General features: G+C 69.9%; 24 protein-coding genes. 13 read left to right on the forward strand and 11 right to left on the reverse strand.

Annotated elements, in window-relative coordinates; all coding sequences use genetic code 11:
- The first annotated feature begins 114 nt into the window (after positions 1 to 114).
- Positions 115 to 1,023, forward strand: coding sequence for a polyphosphate kinase 2 (ppk2, locus tag AAEX60_RS15710; RefSeq protein WP_342104826.1), 909 nt, complete (start codon positions 115 to 117; stop codon positions 1,021 to 1,023).
- Positions 1,024 to 1,041: 18 nt separating this feature from the next.
- On the opposite strand, the gene AAEX60_RS15715 is transcribed toward ppk2, so the two are convergent.
- Positions 1,042 to 2,259 (reverse strand): TerC family protein, encoded by a 1,218-nt coding sequence (locus AAEX60_RS15715; RefSeq protein WP_342104829.1) that lies wholly within the window; start codon positions 2,257 to 2,259, stop codon positions 1,042 to 1,044.
- A gap of 238 nt (positions 2,260 to 2,497) precedes the next feature.
- Between AAEX60_RS15715 and AAEX60_RS15720 the strand changes: the two genes are divergently transcribed.
- The gene (locus tag AAEX60_RS15720; protein WP_342104832.1) at positions 2,498 to 3,238 is read left to right on the forward strand and encodes an NAD-dependent protein deacylase; all 741 of its coding nucleotides are present in this window, start codon (positions 2,498 to 2,500) and stop codon (positions 3,236 to 3,238) included.
- Between the two features lies 1 nt (position 3,239).
- On the opposite strand, the gene AAEX60_RS15725 is transcribed toward AAEX60_RS15720, so the two are convergent.
- The gene (locus tag AAEX60_RS15725; RefSeq protein ID WP_342104834.1) at positions 3,240 to 5,510 is read right to left on the reverse strand and encodes a hypothetical protein; all 2,271 of its coding nucleotides are present in this window, start codon (positions 5,508 to 5,510) and stop codon (positions 3,240 to 3,242) included.
- 134 nt (positions 5,511 to 5,644) lie between these two features.
- Between AAEX60_RS15725 and AAEX60_RS15730 the strand changes: the two genes are divergently transcribed.
- Positions 5,645 to 7,132, forward strand: a complete 1,488-nt coding sequence (locus tag AAEX60_RS15730) for an Hsp70 family protein (protein ID WP_342104837.1) — start codon at positions 5,645 to 5,647, stop codon at positions 7,130 to 7,132.
- Positions 7,133 to 7,219: 87 nt separating this feature from the next.
- Positions 7,220 to 8,083, forward strand: coding sequence for an acyl-CoA thioesterase (locus AAEX60_RS15735; protein ID WP_342104839.1), 864 nt, complete (start codon positions 7,220 to 7,222; stop codon positions 8,081 to 8,083).
- A gap of 68 nt (positions 8,084 to 8,151) precedes the next feature.
- Here the strand turns inward: AAEX60_RS15735 and tpx are convergent, their stop codons facing one another.
- Positions 8,152 to 8,649, reverse strand: a complete 498-nt coding sequence (gene tpx / locus AAEX60_RS15740; RefSeq protein WP_342104842.1) for a thiol peroxidase — start codon at positions 8,647 to 8,649, stop codon at positions 8,152 to 8,154.
- A gap of 122 nt (positions 8,650 to 8,771) precedes the next feature.
- On the opposite strand from tpx, the gene AAEX60_RS15745 reads away from it, so the two are divergent.
- The 5 genes from AAEX60_RS15745 (at position 8,772) to AAEX60_RS15765 (ending at position 12,204) form a co-directional block, all read left to right on the forward strand.
- Complete coding sequence (locus tag AAEX60_RS15745) at positions 8,772 to 9,410, forward strand: transposase (protein WP_446721328.1); 639 nt, start codon at positions 8,772 to 8,774, stop codon at positions 9,408 to 9,410.
- Positions 9,407 to 9,820 carry a hypothetical protein gene (locus AAEX60_RS15750; protein ID WP_342104846.1) on the forward strand — a complete coding sequence of 138 codons (414 nt, stop codon included), beginning with the start codon at positions 9,407 to 9,409 and terminating at the stop codon, positions 9,818 to 9,820. Before AAEX60_RS15745 ends, AAEX60_RS15750 begins: the two co-directional genes overlap by 4 nt.
- On the forward strand, positions 9,821 to 10,720 hold the full coding sequence (locus tag AAEX60_RS15755; RefSeq protein WP_342104848.1) for a DUF4031 domain-containing protein: 900 nt from the start codon (positions 9,821 to 9,823) through the stop codon (positions 10,718 to 10,720).
- A gap of 122 nt (positions 10,721 to 10,842) precedes the next feature.
- Positions 10,843 to 11,367 (forward strand): hypothetical protein, encoded by a 525-nt coding sequence (locus AAEX60_RS15760; RefSeq protein WP_342104850.1) that lies wholly within the window; start codon positions 10,843 to 10,845, stop codon positions 11,365 to 11,367.
- Between the two features lie 84 nt (positions 11,368 to 11,451).
- Entirely contained in the window at positions 11,452 to 12,204 is a 753-nt protein-coding gene (locus AAEX60_RS15765) for a tyrosine-protein phosphatase (protein WP_342104852.1), read from the forward strand.
- Between the two features lie 7 nt (positions 12,205 to 12,211).
- Here AAEX60_RS15765 and AAEX60_RS15770 read toward each other — a convergent pair whose 3' ends face one another.
- Positions 12,212 to 12,388 (reverse strand): hypothetical protein, encoded by a 177-nt coding sequence (locus AAEX60_RS15770; RefSeq protein WP_342104854.1) that lies wholly within the window; start codon positions 12,386 to 12,388, stop codon positions 12,212 to 12,214.
- Between the two features lie 136 nt (positions 12,389 to 12,524).
- Between AAEX60_RS15770 and AAEX60_RS15775 the strand changes: the two genes are divergently transcribed.
- Complete coding sequence (locus AAEX60_RS15775; RefSeq protein WP_342104856.1) at positions 12,525 to 12,929, forward strand: DUF4870 domain-containing protein; 405 nt, start codon at positions 12,525 to 12,527, stop codon at positions 12,927 to 12,929.
- A 16-nt stretch (positions 12,930 to 12,945) separates the two neighbouring features.
- Here the strand turns inward: AAEX60_RS15775 and AAEX60_RS15780 are convergent, their stop codons facing one another.
- The gene (locus AAEX60_RS15780; protein WP_342104858.1) at positions 12,946 to 13,866 is read right to left on the reverse strand and encodes a GNAT family N-acetyltransferase; all 921 of its coding nucleotides are present in this window, start codon (positions 13,864 to 13,866) and stop codon (positions 12,946 to 12,948) included.
- 36 nt (positions 13,867 to 13,902) lie between these two features.
- On the opposite strand from AAEX60_RS15780, the gene AAEX60_RS15785 reads away from it, so the two are divergent.
- Complete coding sequence (locus AAEX60_RS15785) at positions 13,903 to 14,550, forward strand: cation transporter (RefSeq protein ID WP_342104861.1); 648 nt, start codon at positions 13,903 to 13,905, stop codon at positions 14,548 to 14,550.
- Positions 14,551 to 14,658: 108 nt separating this feature from the next.
- Positions 14,659 to 15,531: an HpcH/HpaI aldolase/citrate lyase family protein gene (locus AAEX60_RS15790; RefSeq protein ID WP_342104863.1), complete on the forward strand. Its 873-nt coding sequence runs from the start codon at positions 14,659 to 14,661 to the stop codon at positions 15,529 to 15,531.
- A 46-nt stretch (positions 15,532 to 15,577) separates the two neighbouring features.
- On the opposite strand, the gene AAEX60_RS15795 is transcribed toward AAEX60_RS15790, so the two are convergent.
- The 5 genes from AAEX60_RS15795 to AAEX60_RS15815 are packed head-to-tail and all read right to left on the reverse strand — an operon-like array spanning position 15,578 to position 20,529.
- On the reverse strand, positions 15,578 to 17,605 hold the full coding sequence (locus AAEX60_RS15795) for a M3 family metallopeptidase (protein ID WP_342104866.1): 2,028 nt from the start codon (positions 17,603 to 17,605) through the stop codon (positions 15,578 to 15,580).
- 59 nt (positions 17,606 to 17,664) lie between these two features.
- Positions 17,665 to 18,288, reverse strand: a complete 624-nt coding sequence (locus AAEX60_RS15800; RefSeq protein WP_342104868.1) for an L-threonylcarbamoyladenylate synthase — start codon at positions 18,286 to 18,288, stop codon at positions 17,665 to 17,667.
- A 9-nt stretch (positions 18,289 to 18,297) separates the two neighbouring features.
- Positions 18,298 to 19,188 carry a hypothetical protein gene (locus tag AAEX60_RS15805; protein WP_342104870.1) on the reverse strand — a complete coding sequence of 297 codons (891 nt, stop codon included), beginning with the start codon at positions 19,186 to 19,188 and terminating at the stop codon, positions 18,298 to 18,300.
- Entirely contained in the window at positions 19,181 to 20,101 is a 921-nt protein-coding gene (locus AAEX60_RS15810; RefSeq protein ID WP_342104871.1) for a hypothetical protein, read from the reverse strand. The genes AAEX60_RS15805 and AAEX60_RS15810 overlap by 8 nt, the downstream gene beginning before the upstream one ends.
- A gap of 53 nt (positions 20,102 to 20,154) precedes the next feature.
- Positions 20,155 to 20,529, reverse strand: coding sequence for a pilus assembly protein TadG-related protein (locus AAEX60_RS15815; RefSeq protein WP_342104874.1), 375 nt, complete (start codon positions 20,527 to 20,529; stop codon positions 20,155 to 20,157).
- A 167-nt stretch (positions 20,530 to 20,696) separates the two neighbouring features.
- Between AAEX60_RS15815 and AAEX60_RS15820 the strand changes: the two genes are divergently transcribed.
- Positions 20,697 to 21,929, forward strand: coding sequence for a pyrophosphate--fructose-6-phosphate 1-phosphotransferase (locus AAEX60_RS15820; RefSeq protein ID WP_342104877.1), 1,233 nt, complete (start codon positions 20,697 to 20,699; stop codon positions 21,927 to 21,929).
- 476 nt (positions 21,930 to 22,405) lie between these two features.
- Here the strand turns inward: AAEX60_RS15820 and AAEX60_RS15825 are convergent, their stop codons facing one another.
- Positions 22,406 to 23,470: a YhjD/YihY/BrkB family envelope integrity protein gene (locus AAEX60_RS15825; protein ID WP_342104879.1), complete on the reverse strand. Its 1,065-nt coding sequence runs from the start codon at positions 23,468 to 23,470 to the stop codon at positions 22,406 to 22,408.
- Between the last annotated feature and the right edge of the window lie 84 nt (positions 23,471 to 23,554).

Below are 23,554 nucleotides of genomic sequence, written 5' to 3' on the forward strand. Positions count from 1 at the left end.
GGTGACGGCCACGTGTACGGGCGAGGAATTCTCAGACGCTGGGCCGCTGCCAGCCGGGTTGGGCTTCGCCGACTGCCTAGGATCGAGCTGTTCGGCACGACGACGGAGGCAGCGATGGAACTGACCGACATGAGCAACATGGACTTTCGCGAGTACATCGACCAGTTGCGCCAGACCGGCTACTCCGTGTTGCCGGACACCGCCGGCAGTGACCCCGACCTGATCGATCCGGGTGGCTCCGCCGTAGAGACCTGGCGGGAGGACTACCCCTACGAGCAGCGGATGGAGCGCGAGGAGTACGAGCAGGAGAAGTACGCGCTGCAGGTGGAGCTATTGAAGTTCCAGTACTGGACCCAGGACGTCGGGGCCCGGCACATCGTGCTGTTCGAGGGCCGCGACGCCGCCGGCAAGGGTGGCACCATCAAGCGCTTCGAGGAGCACCTGAACCCGCGCCACCTGCGCACCGTCGCGCTGAACAAGCCGACCACCACCGAGCAGGGCCAGTGGTACTATCAGCGCTATGTGCAGTACTTCCCCACCGCCGGGGACATCACGCTGTTCGACCGGTCCTGGTACAACCGGGCTGGCGTGGAGCGCGTGATGGGCTTCTGCGACGAGGGTGAGTACCAGCAGTTCCTGCGCCAGACCCCGCTGCTGGAGACCATGATCACCGACTCCGGCACCTCGCTGACCAAGTTCTGGTTCTCCGTCACCCAGGGCGAGCAGCGCACCCGGTTCGCGATCCGCCAGCTGGACCCGGTGCGGCAGTGGAAGCTCTCCCCGATGGACATCGAGAGCCTGGACAAGTGGAACGAGTACGGCGACGCCAAGGACGCCATGTTCGCCGCCACCGACACGGACACCGCCCCGTGGTGGAGCATCAAGTCCAATGACAAGAAGCGGGCCCGGATCAATGCGATGCGGTTCTTCCTGAACCAGTTCGACTACGAGGGCAAGGACACCTCCGTCGTGCATGAGCCGGACCCGCTGATTGTCACCCGGGGCCGCGACACCCTCGGCTGAGCGCGGCCAGCGCTTGCCTCACAGCAGCGCTCCCGCCGTGGCGTGGCCCTGCGCGGCGCGCTCGCCGTGGATCCGGTCGGCCCGCTGGAAGAGCTCGTGCAGTTCCCGCTGGTCGCGGATCTCGTTGCGGTACTTCGGTTCCAGCAGCTCGATCCGGGCGCGCTCGCGCACCAGCTTGGCGTAGATCCGCTCCCGCTCCGCCTGGTCCGACTCCCAGTCCAGGTCCACATAGACCTGGGCGTGGTGCCGGGCATTGTTGACGGCGGTGTGCGCCTTGCCCTTCTGGGAGAGCAGCGACGCCAGCACGGTCACCGCCAGCACGCCCAGGATCACCGTCAGGCTGAGGTTGGTGCTGATCTCCACCACATTGACGTGCTGGCCGTCGTTGATGAACCACAGGGTGTTCTCGTGCAGCGCATGCAGCACCAGCTTCACGCCGATGAAGGCCAGGATTGCCGCCAGACCGTAGGACAGGTAGATCAGGCGGTCCAGCAGACCGTCGATCAGGAAGAAGAGCTGGCGCAGCCCCAGCAGGCTGAAGGCGGTGGCGGTGAACACGATGAAGGTGTTCTGGGTGAGGCCGAAGATCGCCGGGATGGAGTCCAGCGCGAACAGGATGTCGGTGCCGCCGATGGCCGCCATCACCAGCAGCATCGGGGTCATCACCTTCTTGCCGTTCTCGACGGTGAACAGCTTGTCCCCGTCGTAGTGATCACTGGTGTGGAAGAGTTTGCGGGCAATCCGGATCATGATGTTGTCGGCGCCGTGCCCGTCGCCGCTGTCCTCCGGCTTGAGCATGTTGCCGGCCGTGACCAGCAGCACCAGCCCGAACAGGTAGAAGACCCAGGACCAGCGGTTGATGGCCGCGGCCCCGATCAGGATGAAGCCGGTGCGGGCGATCAGCGCGAAGACGATGCCGAAGAGCAGCACCTTCTGCTGGTCCGCTCTGGGCACCTTGAAGCTGGCCATGATGATCAGGAAGACAAACAGGTTGTCGACGCTGAGGGCCTTCTCCGTGATGTAACCGGCGAAATACTCCGTGCCCATCTGGCCGCCGCCGAGCAGCCACACGCCGATCCCGAACAGGATGGCGATGCCGACGTAGATGGCCGACCAGGTGGCCGCCTCGCGCAGGGTGGGGATGTGCGCCTGGCGGACATGGAAGATGAAGTCGAACAACAGCAGACCGACGATGAAGACCACCGTCAGGCCCCAGACAAGGGGTGAGACGTGCACCAATACTCCCGGGAGGATCGTTTGTGTGCCGGGCGACGCGGTCTGCGGCGCACGGCTGGACACGGCTCGGTGCATTCACCAAGACGAGACCATGGGGTCGTTCGTCTCGAACGGCTTCTGGGATGGTGTTCGGGGGTGAGCGAGAGCTGGGCCCGGCCGCTCGTGATGGATTCTACCAGATGGTTGTGTGATCAAGGTCACACCCACAGGGGTGGACTGCTGGTGGAAGGATGGCTGCATGGACTCCTTGGCCAGCATCCTGACCGACGCGCGGGACATCGTCTTCTTCGGCGGCGCCGGAATCTCCACCGAGAGTGGGATCCCGGACTTCCGTTCCTCGGCCGGGCTCTATGCCCGCGCGACCCCGGACGCTCCCCCGCCGGAGTACCTGCTCAGCCACGACTGCCTGGTGCACGACCCGCAGGCCTTTTTCGACTTCCATCGCACCTCGCTGCTGCACCCCGACGCGGAGCCCAACCGTGCCCACCGGGCGCTGGCCCGGCTGGAGCAGGCAGGCAAACTGGGCGCGGTGATCACCCAGAACATCGACGGGCTGCACCAGGCCGCCGGCTCCCGACGGGTGCTGGAACTGCACGGATCGGCCCAGCGCAACAGCTGCGTCGGCTGCGGCGCCCAGCAGGACATGGCGTGGATGCTCGGCACGACGGGCGTGCCCAGCTGCCCGGCCTGCGGAGAGATGGTCCGCCCCGACGTGGTGCTCTACGGCGAGGCGCTGGACGGCCGGGTGATGGACCAGGCCATCGAGGCCATCCTGGGCTGCGACGTGTTGTTGGTGGGCGGCACCTCCCTGAACGTCTACCCGGCGGCGGGCCTGGTGCGTTTCCACCGTGGCCCGCACCTGGTGCTGGTCAACCGCGACGCGACGCCCTATGACGCGGAGGCGTCGCTGGTGATCCACGACTCGCTGGGCCAGGTGCTCGGCGACGCCGTGGACTTGGCCCTGGGCACGGCCGACTGACTCACAGCCCCCACTGCTTGGCGAGCTGCTTGGCCCGCTTGCCGGCCGCGCGCCCACCCCACCAGCCCTGGGCCTCGGACAGCCGCTCCAGGACGTCGACCAGTTCCCGCCCCAGGCTCTGCGGCTGGGCCGGTGCCCGGGTCTCCAGGGCCGCAACCAGTTGCTCGTGGGTGGCGATGATCCGGTCCTTGTTGCCGGAGCCGACTGCCTCGCGGGCCGCCGAGCGGAGGGCATCCAGCGGATCGGCCGCGGCGCGTTCCTGTTCCAGCCGGGCCTGTTCCGCGCGTTCCTGTTCGGCGCGCTCAGCTTCCAGCCGCGCCGCTTCCTCGGCCTCGCGTCGGGCGGCCTCCTGGGCAGCAAGCTGTTCTGCCTCCCGCCGCTCCTGCTCCTCGGCGGCGAGCCGTTCCTGCTCTTCCTGCTCGCGCTCGACCCGGGCGGCTTCCTCGGCAGCCCGGCGGTCGGCATCCAGTCGCTCGGCCTGGACGCGGGCAGCCTCCTCCGCGGCCCGCCGCTCGGCCGCCTGGCGCTCCTCCGCCTGCTCGCGCTCCGTCTCCGCTGCCACGCGCCGGGCTTCGTCCTCCGCGGCTGCCGCTTCGGCTCGCCGGCGCTCCTGCTCCGCCTGCTCGGCGGCCAGGCGTTCCTGCTCGGCTCGCTCCCGCTCGGCCGCCATCCGTGCGGCCTCCTCGGCCTCGCGGCGTTCTGCCTCCTGCCGCTCGTACTCCGCCCGCGCCGCCGCCCGGCGCTCGGCCTGCTCGCGCTCCTGTTCCGCGCGCTGGGCGGCCTGGCGCAGCTCCGCCACGGCGCGTTCCCGGGCCGCCTGCTCGCGAACCTCGTCGATCCGGCGCATCGCCTCCTCGTCGCTGACCTGCTCTTCGGCCAGCTGGCGGACGGTGCCGGGCACCAGCGCGGCGCTGGCATCGGGCACGTCCCAGTGCGGGGTGGGCTGCTGGCTGGGCAGCACGACGCCCCGTGCCCGGGCGTGCAGGTAGGTCAGGGGATCGCTCTGGGAATGGTGCCGCTGTTCCGACTCGCCGGCCCGCAGTTCGGCCAGCAACTGGTCGGCCTCGGCTCGGGTGGCCGCCGCAGCCTCTGAGCCCTGCGCAGCCTGCACGTCGGCGCGCACCCACAACGCCAGCGCCTTCGCGGCCGGGCCGACGGGAATCTGGCGGTGCGCCTGCAATCGGTGGAAGACCGAATCGAGCGTGCGGCTGGCCTGTTCGGCCCGGTCGGCCGCCAGCTCCGCGCGGGCCAGCGCCGGGGCCACCAGCAGCTGGGTGGGCAGGTGGGCACCCACCGGCTTCTCCGACTTGTACAGGGCCTGCAGCGCCTGGGTGGCATCCTCGCCGGCCCGCACGGCCTCGACGGCTCGGCCGGCGTCGGTCAGGGTCCACACCTGGTCGGCCCGGGCCAGCGCCAGTTCCACCCGGCCGGGCTCCCCGCGTCGGCCCGCGGTGCGGTGCAGGAGCTTGGCCAGCTCTTCCCGCAGGGCCAGGGCCTCGTCCAGCCGGCCGACGGCAGCCAGTCGATCGGCCAGGTCCCGGAACAGCGGGCTGGCGGGGGCCACCAGGCGCTCCAGATGGGGCTTGGCCATCCGCGGCAGCTGCTCCAACGAGTCATCCGTCCAGCGGTGCCACCGGTCGACGGCCTCCCGCAGCAGGTCCACCGACTGCTCGCCCAGGCCGACGGCATGCCGGGCGTCGGCCGAGGCACGCAGGGCATCCAGCAGCACCGGGGTCTCGTCGCCCACCAGGTTGGCCTGCCGGGCCCGGTTGAGTGCGGCATCGGCGCGGGCATTGGCCTCGGCCAGGTCACCCCGGGCCAAGGCGCTGCGGGCCTGCGCCAGCAGGGCCCAGACCGCGGTGCGGGGCAGCAACTCGTCGGCCAGGCCGTCGCGGGTCAGCTGGTCCTTCCAGCCGAAGGCGGCGGCGATGGTGTTGCCGGCCGGTTCGGGAAGGTTCATCCCCAGTTGCACGGTGGCAACATGGGTCAGCGCAGTGAAGTAGCGCCCGGCGTCCACCAGCGGGGTGTAGGGGCCCACCGGCCCGCGCGAGGCCACCAGCTTGTTGGCGGCACCCACGGCCTCCGTGGCCTCCGCTGCGGCCTCGGCCCAGGCGCGGGACAACAGCCGCAGCCCGGTGGCCTGGTTCAGCGCGTCGACGAACTCGTCGGCCCGGGACGGATCGCTGGCGACCCATCCGCGCAACTGCTTCACCGTGGAGATGGACTGCTTGAGCAGCTTGGCGTGGTCATCGCGGGGCTGGTTGTCTGCCATGGCGCCCATTCTGTCAGGCCCGCGGGTGGACTGGTCACATCCGCCGTCGCAGCACATCCCGGCTGAGAACCCGCCCAGCGGCCGGGCGTGGATCGGTGCTGGGCAGGCAGCACCGGGCGTGATTGGCTGGTGCCATGCACCTTGGCATTGACTTTGGCACCACCCGTACCGTCGTCGCACTTGCGGACCGCGGCAACTATCCCGTCGTCGACTTCCTGGATGTCGACGGGGACTTCCATGACCACTTCCCCACCGTCAGTGCCCTGAGCGACGGGCAGTTGGTGCACGGCTTCGCCGCCCAGGCCGCCGCGCGCGAGGGGGCCAGCCTGATCCGCTCCGTCAAGCGCCACCTGGCGGCGCCGGACCTGACGCTGGAGTCCAGCATCGAGGTGGACGGGCAGCGGATCGGGCTGCTGGACCTGGTGACCGGCTTCCTGACCGCGCTGCGCGAGGCCCTGCAGGGCGCCTCCACCCTGGGCGAGGAGGAACTGACCGAGGCCGTGGTGGTGGGCGTGCCCGCGCACGCCCACACGGCACAGCGGATGCTCACCCTGGAGGCCTTTCGTCGGGCGGGCTTCAGCGTCGCGGCCATGGTGAACGAGCCCAGCGCCGCGGGCTTCGAGTACACCCACCGGCAGCGCCGCACCGTCACCTCCCGGCGCAACCGGGTGCTGGTCTATGACCTGGGCGGCGGCACCTTCGACGCCTCCCTGGTCAGCGTGGAGAACTCCGACCACGAGGTGCTGGGCACGGTGGGGATCAACCGGCTGGGCGGCGACGACTTCGACCTGCTGCTGGCCGAATGCGTGCTGGACAAGGCCGGCGTGGCCGAACAGAGCCTGCCGGAACGTGCCCTGGACGAGCTGGTGGACCAGTGCCGCGGCGCCAAGGAGGGGCTCACCCCGCAGACCCGACGCCTGGCCGTCGAGCTGGACGGGCAGCTGGTGGCCCTTGACGTGGCCGACTACTACGCGGCCGCCACGCCGCTGGTGGAGCAGAGCCTGCAGGCGATGACGCCCCTGGTGGCGGGCTTGGACGCGAGCCACTCCGACATCGCCGGGATCTACCTGGTGGGCGGCTCGTCCAGCCTGCCGCTGGTGCCGCGGGTGCTGCGGGAGCGGTTTGGCCGACGGGTGCACCGCTCCCCCTATCCCGGCGCGTCCACCGCGATCGGCTTGGCGATCGCCGCCGACCCGGAGGCCGGCTACACCCTGGCCGAGCAGCTGTCCCGCGGCTTCGGGGTCTTCCGGGAGGCCGAGGGTGGCCGGGAGGTCCGGCTGGACCCGATCCTGTCCCCGGACCACCGGGTGAGCCTCACCGACGAGGTGGTGGTCACCCGTCGCTACCGCGCGGCGCACAACATCGGCTGGTTCCGCTTCGTCGAGTACGGCCGGCTGGACGAACAGGGCCAGCCCGTCGGGGAGCTGTCCCCGCGGGGGGAGATGGTCTTCGGCTTCGAGGCGTCGCTGCAGGACGCCGCGGACCTTTCGACGGTGCCGGTGCGACGGCTGGACCACGGGCCGCTGGTGGAGGAGACCTACACCATTGACCCGCACGGCATCATCACCGTCACCATCACGGACCTGGACACTGGTCACAGCCTGAGCAACAGCCTCGGCTGAGCAACCTTCTGGGCCGGCCGGTGGCACGATCGGCCGGATGCTGGCACGCCTCTGGCGGCCGGGTCGCGCCGGTGGGAGGCTGGCCACGTGCCCAAGACAACTGCTGAACTGGTGACCCTGCTGGACCTGGAGGAGATCGAGGTGGGGCTCTTCCGCGGAGCCCAGCCAGACACCGAGGCGCAGCGGACCTTCGGCGGTCAGGTACTGGCCCAGGCCCTGGTGGCGGCCCAACGGACCGTCGGCGACGACCGGCTGTGCCACTCCCTCAATGCCTACTTCCTGCGCCCGGGCGATCCCACCAAGCCGTTGATCTATGACGTCGAGACCTTGCGGGAGGGGCGCAGCTTCAGCACCCGTCGGATCGTGGCCCGGCAGGGTGGCCGGAACAGTTTTGCGATGAATGCCAGCTTCCATGTGAAGGAGCCCGGGCTGGACCACTCCGATCGGGCGCCCGGCAATGTCCCCCCGCCGCAGGAGTGTCGCTCCCTCACCGAGGTGATGGCCGAGCGCTTCGGCCCCGAGTCCCCACTGTGGAAGACATGGGAGGCCCTGGACGTGCGCTTCGCCGGCGACTCCGGCCCGGAGCACAGCATCGAGGCCCGCTCGCACAGCGCGCACATGCGGGTATGGGTGCGCACCGCCCAGCCGATGCCGGACGACCCAGGCCTGCACCAGGCGGTGCTGGCCTACCTGTCCGACATGACCCTGCTCAGCGTCATCACCATCCCCCACCAACGCCAGTTCAGCCGCTCCGACGTGGTGGCGGCCAGCATGGACCACGCCATGTGGTTCCACCGGCCGGTGCGTACCGACGAGTGGCTGCTCTACGACATGGTCTCCCCCGCCGCCGCCAGCGGTCTGGGCTTCTCCACCGGCCGACTGCTGCAGGACGGCACCATGGTGGCCTCCTGCAGTCAGGAGGGCCTGGTCCGGGTGGGCGACGAGGACTGACCCCCCACACGGCAATTCGGCCCGCTCCCCTGCCGGGGAACGGGCCGAACGCGATGTCCTGGCTGGGATCAGTTGAGCGCGGCGACGGCGGCGTCGTAGTCCGGCTCGGTGGTGATCTCTTCCACCAGCTGGCTGTGCAGCACGGTGCCCTGCTCGTCCAGCACCACGACGGCGCGGGCCAGCAGCCCCTGCAGCGGGCCCTCGGTCTGGACCAGGCCGTAGTCCTCACCGAAGCTGCCGCGGAAGTCGGAACCCACCACCACATTGTCCAGGCCCTCGGCGCCGCAGAAGCGCGCCTGGGCGAAGGGCAGGTCCTTGCTGGCACACACCACGACGGTGTTGTCCAGCCCGGAAGCCAGCTGGTTGAACGTGCGGACGCTGGTGGCGCACACGCCGGTGTCCACGCTGGGGAAGATGTTCAGCACCAAGCGCTTGCCGCGGTACTGGTCGGAGGTGACGTCGGACAGGTCCTTGCCCACCAGGCTGAAGGCCGGGGCGGCGGAGCCGACGGCGGGAAGCTCGCCGGAGGTGTTGACGGGGGTGCCCTTGAAAGCGGTAGTTGCCATGACCCCTGTCTAGCACAACGAACCGGCTCTGCCCACGGATCGGACACCAGATGGAAGCCCACGGGCTTCATCTGGCCCAATGAAGGCATTGCCCTTAACATGGTCGGGTGAAGGATCCAGGCTTGGTGTACGCCCTGACGGTGGACCAACAGGGCTCTCGCAGTGCGCCGGACCGCGTGCCGGACGCGCTCACGGCGCTCACCGCGGTGCTGGCGGGCCGGGTGCTGCTCAGCCCGGAGCGCACCGCCGGGGACGAGGTGCAGTTGCTCACCGACGACCCGGCGGCGGTGGTGGCGGCCGTCGCGTGCCTGACCCGGCAGGCGGGGTGGTGGATCGGGATTGGTTGTGGGGCGGTGGAGGCCCCGCTGCCCTCCTCCACCCGGGAGGCGCGCGGCCCTGCCTACCACGCGGCGCGCGCCGCGGTGGAGCGGGCGCACACTACTCGTTCGGGCCTGGCGTTGGAGCTGGCGGACCCAGAAACTGTCACCGGGGCCCCCTACGCTGTCAGCGACGGGCAGGCGGCTCGTCAGGCCGAGACGGCACTGTGGCTGTTCCAGGACATCCTGGCGCGGCGCAGCGAGGAAGGGTGGCAGATGGTGGACCTCTTGGAGCAGGGCTTGGGCGTGGGCGAGGCCGCGGCCCGCCTGGGCATCAGCGCCTCGGCCGCCAGCCAGCGTCACCAGCGGGCCGGGCACGAGCTGGGCCAGCGCGCCGCGGAACTGTGCGTCGGGCTGCTGGCCCGGCTGAGGGGGCCGCGATGAATCCCGTCGTGCACCACCTGCTGGAGGTGCTGGTGGTGGCCGGCTTCGGGCTGCTGGCCGTGGCCGCCGGCGGACCACTGGTGCGGGCCCTCTTTCGTCGGGCGGACCGCAAGCGCCCCACCCCCGATGGCGCGGACCACCAGACGCCGGGGGTGCTGGCCGCCGCCACCCAGCTGCCCGGCGGCTCCTGGATCGGGCGGCTGGAGCGGCTGGCGATCTATGCCGGTCTGGTGGCGCACTACCCGGAGGCGATCGCGATCTGTCTGGCCGTGAAGGGGCTGGCCCGCTATCCCGAGCTGAAGGCCACCACCAGCGGGGCCGCGGAACGCTTCATCATCGGCACCTTTGTCAGCGTGCTGTTGGCCTGTGCCTGCGCCGGGCTGGAGCACTGGGTGAACGGACTGTTCTGAATGATCCTGATCGACGAGCCGCGCTGGCCCGCCCATGGCAGCCTCTATGGCCACATGGTGAGCGACACCACCCTGTGGGAGCTGCACGACGCCGCCCGGCGTGCCGGCCTGAGTCCGCTGGCCTTCGACCACGACCACTACGACCTGCGGGCTGACCGGGTGCCGGACGCGCTGGCCGTCGGCGCCCGGCAGGTGCACGAGCGCGAGCTGGTGGACCGGTTGCGCACCAGTGGCATCCGCATCCTGCCCGCGCAGCGCGCCCCCCGGACCCACGTCGCGCACCACCGAGTCCGGGAGCGCCTGCTGGCCATGCTGCCCGGCCAGCAGGCCACCGTCGACGACCTGTTGGCCCGCTACGGGGCCGACGAGCGGCGCTATCACGACCTCCGCCACCTGGACGAGATGCTGCGCACCCTCGACCGCCTGGCCCGGGCCGAGGGCCTGCCCCACCCGTCCGATGCGGAGGTGCTGGCGACGGCCTGGCACGACGCGGTCTACCGGGGTGTGCCCGGCCAGGACGAGCGGGACTCGGCCGCCCTGGCCGTCCGGCAGCTCACCGCCGCCGGGCTCCCCCGCCCCGTGGTGGCCGAGGTGGAGAGGCTGGTGCTGCTCACCATCGCGCATGCCGCCGAGCCCGGGGACCCGGCCGGCACCCGCCTCTGCGACGCCGACCTGGCGATCCTGGCCAGTGCCCCGGGCCGCTACCACGTCTCCGTGCGGGACATCCGGGTGGAGTACGGCGCCCTGGATGACCAGCGCTGGGCCGCCGGGCGACGCGCGGTGCTGGAGGGATTCCTGTCCACCGAGCGACTCTTTGGCAGCCCGGCGGCCCGGGAGTGGTTCGAGCGGTCCGCCCGGGCGAACATCGCCGACGAACTGGCCCACCTGCCCGCAAGCTGAAGGCGCGCTGAAGGCGGCGGGTGGGGTGAGTCCGGGGCTTCGCCGCGTGCGTAGAGACGATGAATCCAGCGCGCGGGGTTCGCTCAACCAGCTCCACCAGCATCTGTCAGGAGGACCAGATCATGAGCACCATCCGCACCATGTCCAGCCTTGCCGCCAGCGCCGCCCTCGTCGGTGGCCTCGCCCTCGCCCCGGCGCTTGCGTCCAGCAGCTCCGTCAGCCCGGCTCCCCAGAAGGTCGTTGCTCAGAAGGTGGCCACCAAGAAGCCGACCGCCAAGAAGGCCCGCCCCCGGCTGCCCTGGATGTCCATCGGCACCTGGCACAAGGTCAAGGGCCGCACCCTGACCTACCGCTACGCCGAGGCCGGCTACCAGTACAAGGCCACCGACGGCCGACGCAGCTACGCCCTCAAGGAGTCCGCGGGCTACTACATCACCTTCGGAGACGGCACCAGTGACGGTGGCGATGGCCTGGGTGGCCTGTCCTGCCTGCGCAAGGGCACCGTGGTGAAGTTCCAGGGCAAGACCCCCAACCTGACCCATCGCTACGCCAAGCCCGGCCGCTACAAGGTCACCGTGAAGGGCTACTACTGCGGCACCAAGAAGCCCAGCACCGTGACCCGCAGCTACTGGGTCACCGTCCGCTGAGTCGCACCAGCCTCCGGGCCCCGACGTGAACCCGTCGGGGCCCGGAGCCGTGGGGTGCGAACCCGTGCGGCTAGGGTCATCAACATGAACAGCCTGAGCCTGCTGCGCGCCGCCACCCATCGGGTGAATGTCCCCTTCGGGGTCTACAACCTGCGGCCGGTGACGGCCACCACCCGGCCCGGCACGGGGGTCTACCGCTCGTCGCTGCTGTGGGGTGCGACGGCCGCCGACCGCCGCCGCATCCAGGAGCTCGGCATTCGGCTGGTGATCGACCTGCGCACGGTGACGGTGGCCGCGAACTTCCCGGATCCACCGCTGGAGGGGGTGCGGCACCGGCTGATCGACCTGCACGGCACCGGCCACTCCACCCCCGGTCAGCGGATCACCGAGGCCGACACCATCGCCGCGATGCAGGCCCGCTATCGCCGGATGGTCACCGACGAGGGACAGCGGGAGCGGATCGGCGAGACGCTGCGGGCGATCGCCGACGAGCCGGGGGCAGTGCTCTTCCACTGCACCGACGGCAAGGACCGCACCGGGTGGATTGCCCTGCTGCTGCAGCACATCCACGGCGACTACCCGGCCCAGATCCGGGCCGACTACCTGGCCAGCCAGCCCCTGGTGGACCCCATGATGCGGCTGCGCTGGCGGCTGGACCGGGCGCGCGGGGGGCGCAAGCGAGCGCTGCGCAACCGTCCGATGAACATGGTGGACCTGGCCTTCCTGCAGGCCGGGCTGGACGAGGTGACCGCCCGCCACGGCGGGCTGGACGGCTATCTGCGCGACGGGCTGGGCATTGACGAGGTCACCCGGCACAGGCTGCGCACCAAGCTCTGAACCGGGTTCAGGGCGGGTCCTTGCGGACCTCGACGTCCACCAGCCGCTGGGCGGCGTCCAGGGCCTGGTTGGCCTGTTCGGAACGCAGCCGGGACTCCCGGGCGGCTGCCCAGACCAGCAGCACGACCAGGGGCAGGGCGAGCAGCAGGATCCCCGCGAGCTCGAACACCAGCATTCCGGTCATGGGGAACAGCCTAGCCAGACCATGGTGCATCCCTGATGACCCGACGCGCGGGCAGCCCCGGAAGCAACCCTGACAAGACCCCGGACCCGTCCCGTGATCCGGCGCGGATGACGCCCCGGTGGGCCACCATGGAGACATGAGCAACTACTACAACACCGGCTACCAGAACCCCGTCGACCACCACATCCCCACCGAGGACCGCACCGCGGCCGCGCTGGCACACTTCTCCACGATCATCGCCATGGTGATCAGCGTCGGCTGGCTGAGCTTCGCCGGGCCGCTGCTGATGTGGCTGATGTACAAGGACCGTTCGCGCTACGTCCGGCATGCCGCGGCCGGCGCCTTCAACTTCAACATCTGGGCCAACATCATGATGATCATCGGCCAGGTCCTCTGCTACACCCTGATCCTGATCCCGGTCGGTGTCCCGATGATCATCATCGCCGCGATCCTGATGCTGTGGACCCACACCCGCGCGGGGCTGCGCGCCCTGCAGGGCCAGGACTACTCCTACCGCCACCAGCTGCGGATCCTCAGCTGACCGCGCCCGGAGCGAGTCAGCCGACCAGTTCCCGGTAGTGGTAGCGATGGTGCACGACGAAGCCCAGCGACTGGTACAGCCGCTGGGCTGAGTCATTGTCGTCGGCCAACTGCAGGTAGCAGAACCTGGCCCCCAGCTCATGTGCCCTGGCCATCATCGCGATGGCCAGGGCACTGCCATGTCCGGCGCCGCGGGCGGCGGGGGTGACGAACAGACAGCTCAGCCCGGCCCAGTCATCGGTGATCACCAGCCGGCCACAGCCCACCGGCTGGCCGTCCAGGTGCAAGGTGGCATAGTGCGCCGGAGCCGACGAGAGCACCGCCAGCCGGCCGGGGTGATCCGACGGTTCCAGCCCCAGCCAGGTCCCGTCCGGTTCGTCGTGCCAGTGCAGCCTGACCGGCTGCGGTTCGAGCGGTTCGCGCAGGTCCCTGACCATCACGCGGGAGGGGGTGCGGACAAGCCAGCCACGCTCCGCCAGCGCGGCATCCAGTGCCACCGCCGGCTCGTCGGCCCGCCGGTCCCGGGCGGCGAGCAGGAAGCAGGGAGTCAGGGCGTGCTGGGCATAGAAGGCGGCCACCTGATCGATCGCGATGCCCAGCTCACGCTCCGGATCCCCGGTGGGATGGCAGGAATTGGCCCGACGGGAATAGCCCTCCCCCAGGTGCAGGCTCCAGCCACCCATCCGTACGGTGCGGATCCCGGGCCAGCCCTGGGCCATCACTCGCTGCAGGTCGTCGGTCCGGGAGCTGGGCCGCACCACCCGGGCCGGAACCCGTCGCAGCGCCCTGATCTGGCTGCGCGGAATGGTCACGGGGCCTCGCCCGGCGGGCAGCAGCACCACTTCCTGCTGGTCAGCGCGCACCAGCTCACCCACCAGGTCACTCGCGACGCCGTCGGGTGTGACCCGACGCAGGGAGACCCGGGGTGGAGATGCCATGCGGGCCAGCCTAGTTGCTGCGCGTAGGATTCCCGCGTGAGCGAACCTTCCCCCACCCTGGACGACTCCCCCGCCCTGCGAACAAGCCTGCGTCGCACCGTCCTGCTGGTGGCCTTGTTGAACCTGGCCTACTTCTTCATCGAGGGCGCGGTGGCGCTGCTGATCGGCTCGGTCAGCCTGTTCGCGGACTCGGTGGACTTCTTCGAGGACTTCGCGGTCAACAGTCTGATCGCGCTGGCGCTGGGTTGGAGCCTGTCGCGACGCGCGCTGGCCGGCAAGGTGATGGCTGGCATCATCCTGCTCCCGGCCCTGGCCGCGGTCTGGCAGGCCGTCAGCAAGTTCCGGCAGCCGGAACCGCCCGAGGTGCTCTCCCTGGTGGTCACCGCGGGGGGTGCCATCGTCGTGAATGCGGTGTGCACCTGGCTGCTGGCGCGCTGGCGCCACCACGGTGGCTCGATGACGGCCGCCGCCTTCCTGGCCGCCCGCAATGACGTGCTCGCCAACCTCGCCATCATCGCGATGGGCGCGCTGACCTGGTTCACCCGCTCCGGCTGGCCGGACATCGCGCTCGGCCTGGTGATCGTCGCCCTGAATGTCACCGCGGCCAAGGAGGTCTGGGAGGTGGCCCAGAGCGAGACGCTGGCTGCCCGGGCGCTGGCCGGGGAGGAGATCGAGGACGACTGAACCCCAGAATTGAGACGTTTGGTCTCAATTCATGGGACTCCGCCCGGCCGCTCGGCGCTCCCGATAGCCTCTGCGCAACCGCCCCGCCCAGCGCAGAAAGGCCCCACCGTGACCGCCGCACCCGCCATTGGCCCCGAGCTCGCCCGTTCCTGGCTGCTCGTCAACGCCCTGCACGCCGAGCGCTACACCCACGTGGGCCAGGCCGACGTCGTGGTGCTGGACATCGAGGACGCCGTCGCGCCCGGGAACAAGGAGCAGGCCCGGGCCAATGTGCTGGAGTACCTGGCGTCGGCCGAGAACCAGGCCTGGGTCCGGATCAATGGTTTCGGCACCGAATGGTGGGAGCAGGACTGCCGCTCCCTGGCCGGGCTGCCGGGCCTGCAGGGCATCTTCCTGGCCATGGTGGAATCCCCCGAGCACGTGATCCGGACGGCCGCGCTGGTCCCGGACACCCGCATCGTCGCCCTGGTGGAGACCGCCCGCGGGATCCAGCACCTCAAGGAGATCGCCGAGAGCCGCAACACCTTCCGGCTGGCCTTCGGGCTGGGCGACTACCGTCGCGACACCGGCTTCGCCGACGACCCCACCACCTTGGCCTACACCCGTAGCCAGTTCACCATCGCCGCCCGCGGCGCCGGGCTGCCCGGGCCGATCGACGGCCCGGCGGTGGGTGCCACCGGCGTCGCGCTGGCCGAGTCCGCCGGCATCACCAGCCAGTTCGGCATGACCGGCAAGATCTGCCTGATGCCGGAGCAGACCCACACCGTCAACGAGATCCTGTCCCCCAGCATCAACGACATGTCCTGGGCGCTGGACTTCCTCAAGGAGTTCAACGACGCCGGTGGCCAGATCCGCAACGGCTCCGACCTGCCCCGGCTGGCCCGCGCCAACAAGATCCTCTCCCTGGCCCAGAGCTACGGCATGACCCCGCCCGACGGCTACCACCACTTCCCCGCCCCCAGCGACACGTACCACTGCTGACTGTGGGGGCGTGCCGCCCCCACAGCCACTGCAGTGGTCAGGGGCATCAGTCCAGGCCGCGGCGCTCCAGCAGCGGCTGGATCTCGGCGTCGCGGCCCCGAAAGGCCCGGAAACTGGCCAGCGGGTCCCGGGTGAAGCCGCGGGAGAGCACCTCGTCGCGGAAGTGCTGACCATTGGCTCGCGTCAGGCCACCGTTCTGGCGGAACCACTGGACGGTGTCGGCGTCCAGGACCTCGGAGAAGATATAGGAGTAGTAGCCCGCGTCGTACCCGCCGGCGAAGCTGTGCGCCAGGTAGGTGCTGCGGTAGCGCGGGGGCACCAGGTCGTTCGCCAGGCCGACCCGCTCGAGCGCCTGGGCCTCGAAGGCCTGGACGTCGGCCGCCTCCTGCCCGGGCGCCAGCCGGTGCCATTCCTGGTCCAGCAGCGCGGTCGCCAGGTACTCGGTGGTCGCGAAGCCCTGGTTGAACCGCTGGCTGTCGGCCAGCCGACGCAGCAGGTCCGGCTCGATCGGTTCCCCGGTGACGTGGTGCCGGGCGTAGTGGTCCACCACCTCCGGCCAGGTCAGCCACATCTCGTTGACCTGGCTGGGGAACTCGACGAAGTCCCGCGGCACATTGGTGCCCGACAGGCTCGGGAAACGGACCCGGCTCAACAGACCGTGCAGCGCATGCCCGAACTCGTGGAACATGGTGGTCACCTCGTCCAGGCTGAGCAGCACCGGCTCCCCGGGCGGCGGCTTGGGCACGTTGAGGTTGTTGCAGACCACCGGCAGCTCGTCGAAGAGCAGGTTCTGCTCCACCAGGTTGTTCATCCAGGCACCACGACGCTTGGAGTCCCGGGTGAAGACGTCGTGCAGGAAGAGCCCCAGCGGGCTGCCGTCGGCGTCAAAGACCTCGAAGGCCCGGACATCGCGGTGGTAGGTCTCCAGCTCCGCACGCTCGCGGAAGGTGATGCCGTAGAGCTGGGTGGCGGCCCAGAAGACCCCGTCGACCAGCACCCGGTCATAGCTGAACCACTCCCGCAGCCGGGCGGTGTCCACGTCATGCACCTCGGCGCGCACCCGCTCGGCCCAGTAGGACCAGTCCCACGGCTCCAGCGGCGCGCCGCTGCGTTCGGCCAGCAGCAACGCCTCGCGCTGCAAGTTCGCCATCGCCGGGGCCGCCAGCGGGTAGACCACCTGGTCGATTCGCTCCGTGCTGCCGATCGTCTCGTCGCTGGCCACCAGGCTGGCGTGGTTCGCGAAACCCAGCAGGCCCGCCCGCTGTGCCCGCAGCGCACTGATCCGGCGGACCAGGTCATTGTTGTCCTGCTCATTGCCGCGATTGCCCCGGCTGGTCGACGCCCGGTGGATCCGCTCGCGGCTCTCCCGGCAGGTCAGCTGCGCCAGGTAGGGATGGTCGGTGAACAACATCTGGGTCACCAGGTACTTGCCCGGCTTGCCCCGGGCCTCGGCGGCGCTGGCGCAGGCGGCCAGCTGACCGGCCGTCAGGCCGTCCAGCTCCGCGGCATCGTCAAAGAGCACGGCGCAGTCATTGGTCTCCGCCAGCAGGTTGTCCTGGAAGCGGGTGGTGAGCCGGGAGAGCTCCTGGTTCAGCGCCACCAGCCGGGTCTTGTCCTGTTCGCTCAAGGCCGCGCCGGCCAGCTGCATCTGCCGCCACGTGCGCTCGGTGAGCTGCACCTCCTCCGGGTCCCGGCCGGCAGGCTCGCCGGCCAGCTGCTCCCGGACCGCGCTCACCCGGCCGAAGAGCTCCCGGTCCAGCATGATGCCGTCCCGGTGCTCGGCCAACCGGGGAGCCAGCTCAGCCTGCAGGGCGCGCACCGCTTCGTCGGAGTCGGCAGCCACCTTGTTCCAGAAGACCCGTTGGGTGCGGCCCAGCGTCCGGCCCGAGGCCTCCAGCGCCAGCACGGTGTTCTTGAAGCTCGGCGGCTCGGGATTGTGACGGATCGCCGCCACCTCGGCTCGTTGCTCGGCCAGCCCCACCTCCATGGCCTCGCGGTAGTGCTCCACCCGCAGGGCGCTGAAGTCGGGCAGGCCGAAGGGCCGGGTGCTGGGTGCCAGCAAGGGATTGGTCATGGCAACAAACCTAGCCACCCGCCCCAGCCGGTGCGCTTCCGGGACTGGCCGGGCGGCCGTCACTCCCGGAAGGGTTCCGGATCCCCGGCGCCCTCCCTGACCACCAGCACCTCGTCGCCGGTGAAGTCCACCACGGTGGTGGGGCCGGTGCCGACGTCCCCGGAGTCCAGCACCAGGTCCACGTCGTGTGCCAGTTCGTCGGCGATGCTCCAGCCGTCGGTCAAGGGCTCGTCGGTGTCCGGCAGGATCAGCGAGGACGAGGTGAGCGGCTCCCCCAGCTCGGCCAGCAGCGCCCGCGCCGTGACATGGTCCGGGATCCGGACCCCGACGGTGCGCTTCTTGGGGTGGAGCATGGCCTTGGGCAGCTCGCGGGTGGCGCGCAGGATGAAGGTGTACGGCCCGGGGGTGGCGGCCTTGATGGCCCGGAATTCCCAGTTGTCCATCTCCACCCACTCCCCCAGCTGGCCGAACTCGCTCACCACCAGGGTGAAGTGGTGCTTGTCATCCAGTTTGCGGAGCCGCCGGATCCTCTCCAGGGCGTCCCGGTTGCCCATCTGGCAGCCCAGGGCGAAGCCGGAGTCCGTCGGATAGGCCACCAGTCCGCCGTCGCGGATCACCGCGGCGGCCTGGACCAGCGCGCGGGGCTGGGGATTGGCGGGATGCACGTCCAGGTAGCGAGCCATGGGCCGAATCTACACGTCACTCTGCTCGCCGTCCCACACCAGCTGGTGCAGCCCGACGGGTGCTGCCGACAGGCACTGCTGGACCTCCCTGCCCGCGGTCAGTTCCACCGCCGACGCCGGGGTGTCGTCCTCCCGGCGGAGGACGTGCCGCACCCGGCCGGGCGGCTCGCCCTGGAACCTGACCGAGAGCACCACCATGTCCATCACGAGTGGAACCCGCCTGGTCAGCGCGGCAATGGGCGTCTGGCACTGCCACCGGATCCGGTAGTGCAGTTGGCGCAGGTCGCCGCGCAACAGCGGCCGATCCAGCACGAGCTCCATCACCAGCAGGGAGTCCAGAACGGCGCTCCGGCCCACCGGACATCCATGGTCACCCAGTACCTCGACCGCCTCGGCGTCGGGCGTGGGCAGGGGGACGGCGATCGGCATCCGCTCGGTGGCGGGCGCCTCGCCCCACTGGAGCTGGAAGCAGTCCTGGCGCATGCCGCGCCGATCCGCACCGAGCAACGCCCGGTCCGTGGTCATCCGCACCCCGACGTGCCGGTCAATGTCCAGACCCCAACCGGCCACCAGGGCCAGCACCCGGCCCGGGTCCGACATGCCGACGCCCGGGCTCCAGCTGGCATTGAGCGGGCCGGGCAGGGCGCTGACCAGGCTGCCCGGGGCCAACTCCAGCAGCCGCTCCAGATGGACGACGGCCTGCTTGGACCTGGGCCGCGACGGCAGGGAACGGCCGGTGCACCAGTAGCTCAGGGTGGCCGTGGACAAGGGCGTCCCCAGGCGGCCCAGTTCCCGGCTCAGCTGGTCCAGCGACATCGGGTGGTGGGCCAGGTACCCGCTCAGCGTCTCGCCGAAGGTCGGTGTCCGGTCCTGGTGCTCCCCCGCGACGGGCTCAGTCATGGTCGCCTCCGAAGTCCCAGGTCATCAGGTGCCAGCCCGGTGGTGGATCCGACAGGCAGACCTGCAGGTGCGGTCCCGCAGCCACCCGCTGCCGCAGCCGCTCGGGCTGATCCTCGGGGGCGAACTCGTAGGGCGTCGTCTCGTACCAGGCATTGGCCGGGGCGGCGCCCTCGAAGGAGGCCTCCAGGATCACGAACGGAATGCTGTTGGCCAGCACGCGCTGGACGTCGGAGGAAGCCCGGGGCTCGCTCAGGCACCAGTGGACCGTGGAGCTGCGGTAGAAGTCGTCGCCCTTGTCCAACCGTCGGGCAAGCAGCAGTTCCACCAGCAGGAAGCCGGAGCGGTCCAGATCCACCACCCGGCCCAGTTCGCATCCCACGCCGGGCTCGATCCGCGGGACGTCCGCATCCCATTCGGTGCGCAGGAAGAGCAGGGCGGTGCGCTCAATCCCGTCGCGGCTGGCCCGGACGAGTTCCCGGGTGGTCTCCACCCGGGACTGGTCATCGGCCAGGATCCGGACGTCGTCGTGCACATAGCGGGTCTGGAAGTCATCCAGGCCGTCCAGGCCCATGCTGTCCAGCACCGCGCGCGCCCGCTCGGCAGAGGGCAGCGCCTCGACGAAGTCCCACCGGCTGAACGCGTCATGCGGCAGCGCGCTGGTCAGATGCCCCACCGGCATGCGCAAGATCCGCTCCAGGTTGGCGATCGCCTCCAGCGACCCCTCCTTGGTGGGCAGTGAGCGGCCCCGCTGCCAGTAGCTCAGGGTGGCCTGGGAGACCGGCGTGCCGGCCTCCCGCAGCCGCCGGGTCAGTTGCTCCAGAGTCAATGGCTGCCGCGCGATCGCCTCACTCAGGGCCCGGGAGAAACGCACGTCGCGTTCTTCCGATGCCGACGTGGTGGATCTGCGGACCATGGCCTCATCCTTGCCCATTCCCCCGCCGGAAACCAGCTCACTCGCTGGCACATTCAGCGATCTTTCACACGCACCAGTTCCCCGCTGGCGCTGCCGGTGGCGGACAGGGTGGAGATCCCCAGCAAGGACAGGAAGGTGGTCTCGGCGGAGGTGCTGGTGGTGACCGCCACCCGGCCCTCACTGGCGGACACCTCACCCACCACACCTTCCGAGGCGAGCACCTGCCGCGCGGCCGCCAGCGCCTCCTGGGTCCCATCGGAACCCACCAGTCGGTGCGATGCGCTGGCGTCGGTTCCGGAACGGGCCGCCCGGGCCGCCACCACCTCGGCCCGACGGTGGGCACGCACCTGCGCCGTGCCATCCACCACCAGACCGGCCACCAGGAAGATCGCCATCATCACCGCCGTGGTCAGCACCGACACGCTCACGCCCCGCTGATCCTTTCCTTGCTGCCCAGTCCCCATGGCCGGAGTCTGACAGCACCCTGCCGACTATGACCAGTGGCTGCCACCAGCTGGGCTCGCCCTGCGCCTGTGGGCCGGGCCCCGGTTGGCTAGGCTGAGAACACAAGTCTTCTACGAAAGGTCTGGACCCCATGGTCAAGAAGGTTGCGCTGCTCACCGCGGGCGGATTTGCCCCGTGTCTGTCGTCCGCCGTCGGCGGGCTCATCGAGCGCTACACCGAGGTTGCCCCCGACGTCGAGATCATCGCCTACAAGCACGGATACCAGGGCCTGCTCAAGGGCGACTACTTCACCGTGACCCCCGCCGTGCGGGAGAACGCCGCCATCCTGCACCAGTACGGTGGCTCGCCCATCGGAAACTCCCGGGTCAAGCTCACCAATGCCAAGGACCTGGTCAAGCGCGGTCTGGTCAAGGAGGGCGACGACCCGCTGAAGGTGGCCGCCGATCGCCTGGTGGCCGACGGAGTCGATGTGCTGCACACCATCGGTGGCGACGACACCAACACCACGGCTGCCGACCTGGCCGCCTACCTGCACGAGAACAACTACGAGTTGACCGTCGTCGGCCTGCCCAAGACCATCGATAACGATGTCATCCCGATCAAGCAGTCGCTGGGTGCCTGGACCGCCGCCGAACAGGGCGCCGGCTTCGCCCGCAACATCATCGGTGAGCACAACTCCGGCTCGCGGATGCTGATCGTGCACGAGGTCATGGGCCGAAACTGCGGCTGGCTGACCGCCGCCACCACGCAGAAGTACCGCGAATGGCTGGACAGCGTCCAGACCTGGGTCCCCGAGATCGGCCTGAGCAAGGAGGCCTGGGATGTGCACGCCGTCTACGTCCCGGAGGCCGAGATCGACCTGACCGCCGAGGCGGAGCGCCTGAACAAGGTGATGGACGAGGTGGGCAATGTCACCATCTTCCTGTCCGAGGGTGCCGGCCTCGAGTCGATCATCGCCGAGATGGAGAAGGCCGGCGAGGAGGTCCCGCGCGATCCCTTCGGTCACGTGAAGCTGGACAAGGTCAACCCCGGCAAGTGGTTCGGTGACCAGTTCGCCAAGCTGCTAAAGGCCGAGAAGGTCATGGTGCAGAAGTCCGGTTACTACAGCCGGGCCGCCGCCGCCAACGATGCCGACCTGGCCCTGATCAAGCAGTGCACCGATCTGGCCGTCGACTCCGCCCTGGCCGGCAAGCCCGGCGTGATCGGCCAGGACGAGGAGAATGGCGACCAGCTGACCGCGATCGACTTCAAGCGGATCAAGGGTGGCAAGGCCTTCGACATCAACCAGCCGTGGTTCGGCGAGATGCTGCAGGCCATCGGCCAGCCAGCCGCCAAGCCGGTGCAGCACCTGCCGGAGCACTGACATCGGGGGACGCGGTCCCCCGAACCCCCTGCAGGTACTTGGGAATGTGCCCGGCCATCCACTTCGGTGGGTGGCCGGGTTCTTTTCTGTTTGGAGTCGCTTCGCTCCGAGCGCCTGTTCCGGACAGGCACACCGGCTCCTTCGTCGCCTGCCTGACCGGGCTGCTCACGCTCGTTCCTCGCGCTCGCAGCGACATCGGGGGACGCGGTCCCCCGAACCCCCTGCAGGTACTTGGGAATGTGCCCGGCCATCCACTTCGGTGGGTGGCCGGGTTCTTTTCTGTTTGGAGTCGCTTCGCTCCGAGCGTCTGTTCCGGACAGGCGCACCGGCTCCTTCGTCGCCTGCCTGCCCGGGCTGCTCACGCTCGTTCCTCGCGCTCGCAGCGACCTCGGGGGACGCGGTCCCCCGAACCCCCTGCAGGAGGTCGGACTGCAGCCCGGCCATCCACTTCGGTCGGTGGCCGGGTTCCTTCCGGCCTAGAACTTGAACAGCCGACGGTGGCGCTTGTGCTCCGACTCCAACCGCTTGGCCTCCTCCTTGGCCAGCTTCTCCCGCTGCCGGGCCTTCTCGTCGCTCAGCCGGGCGGCCTCGGCGGCCTCCCAGTGGCCGGGGACCGTCATCACGTCGGAGCGACGGCGCAGCGGCAGGTCCACCTCGGAGTACTTGCGCGGGATGGCCGGTTGGTAGCTGGTGGCGATCCAGGCCGCGGCAAACAGGATCAGCCGGGCGAAGGCGTTGAAGAAGAGCATCACGATGATGATGTTGCCGAAGACGACGGTGGACAGGCTGCGGCTGAACCAGCTGATCAACTGGGTGGTGCCGTAGAGCAGCATCGTCATCGCGACGCCGGCGCCGAAGGAGCCCTTCAGCAGGTCCTTCAGCGGCGCCTGGTACTGGGGCAGCACGTGGAAGAGGAACCAGAACAGCAGGCTGGACAGCCCGACAGTCAGCAGCATGGCGCCGAACTTCAGCGTGCGGGAGATCCCCGCCGACTGCTCGATGTCCAACCACACCAGCACCTGGTCCGCGAAGTTCCCGGCCAGGGTGACGATGGTGAAGGAGACCGCCAGCGCCCCGATCAGAGCCAGGAAGTAGAGCAGGTTCACGAAGCGCTCTGCCAGCCAGTTGCGGCCGGGCGGGCTCATGTCGAACTCCGGGCGCCACTGGGCCCGCACCGCACCCCGCAGGTTGCCCATCCAACCCGAACCCGAATAGGCCGCCGACGCAATACCCAGCAGCAACACGGTGCGCCAGTTGTTCAGCGCCTGCATGATCAGGTGGATGGCCTGCGGACCGCCGGCCACCGCCCCGACCTCCTGGATGGCGCGCTGGCTCAACTGGTCCAGCCAACTGCGGCGCACCACCGTCAGGATCCAGCCCAGGAAACTGAACGCGAACATCAACGCCGGCACCAAGGTGAGCACCGAGAAGTAGGTGATCCCCCCGGCCAGCTGGTTGCCCATCCGGTTCTGGAAGCGGTCATTGGCGCGGATGAGGTGTGCCGACCACGCGGTGCGCTTCAGCCACCTCCACAGCCCCATGCATGCTCCTCGTCTGGCCTAACCGGTCTGCACAAGAGGTTAGCGGTCAGCCGCCCCCGAGCCGGGATGCACGCGCGGGAAGTG

Origin of the sequence: Luteococcus sp. H101, assembly GCF_038433155.1 — a bacterium.
GTDB lineage: Bacteria > Actinomycetota > Actinomycetes > Propionibacteriales > Propionibacteriaceae > Luteococcus.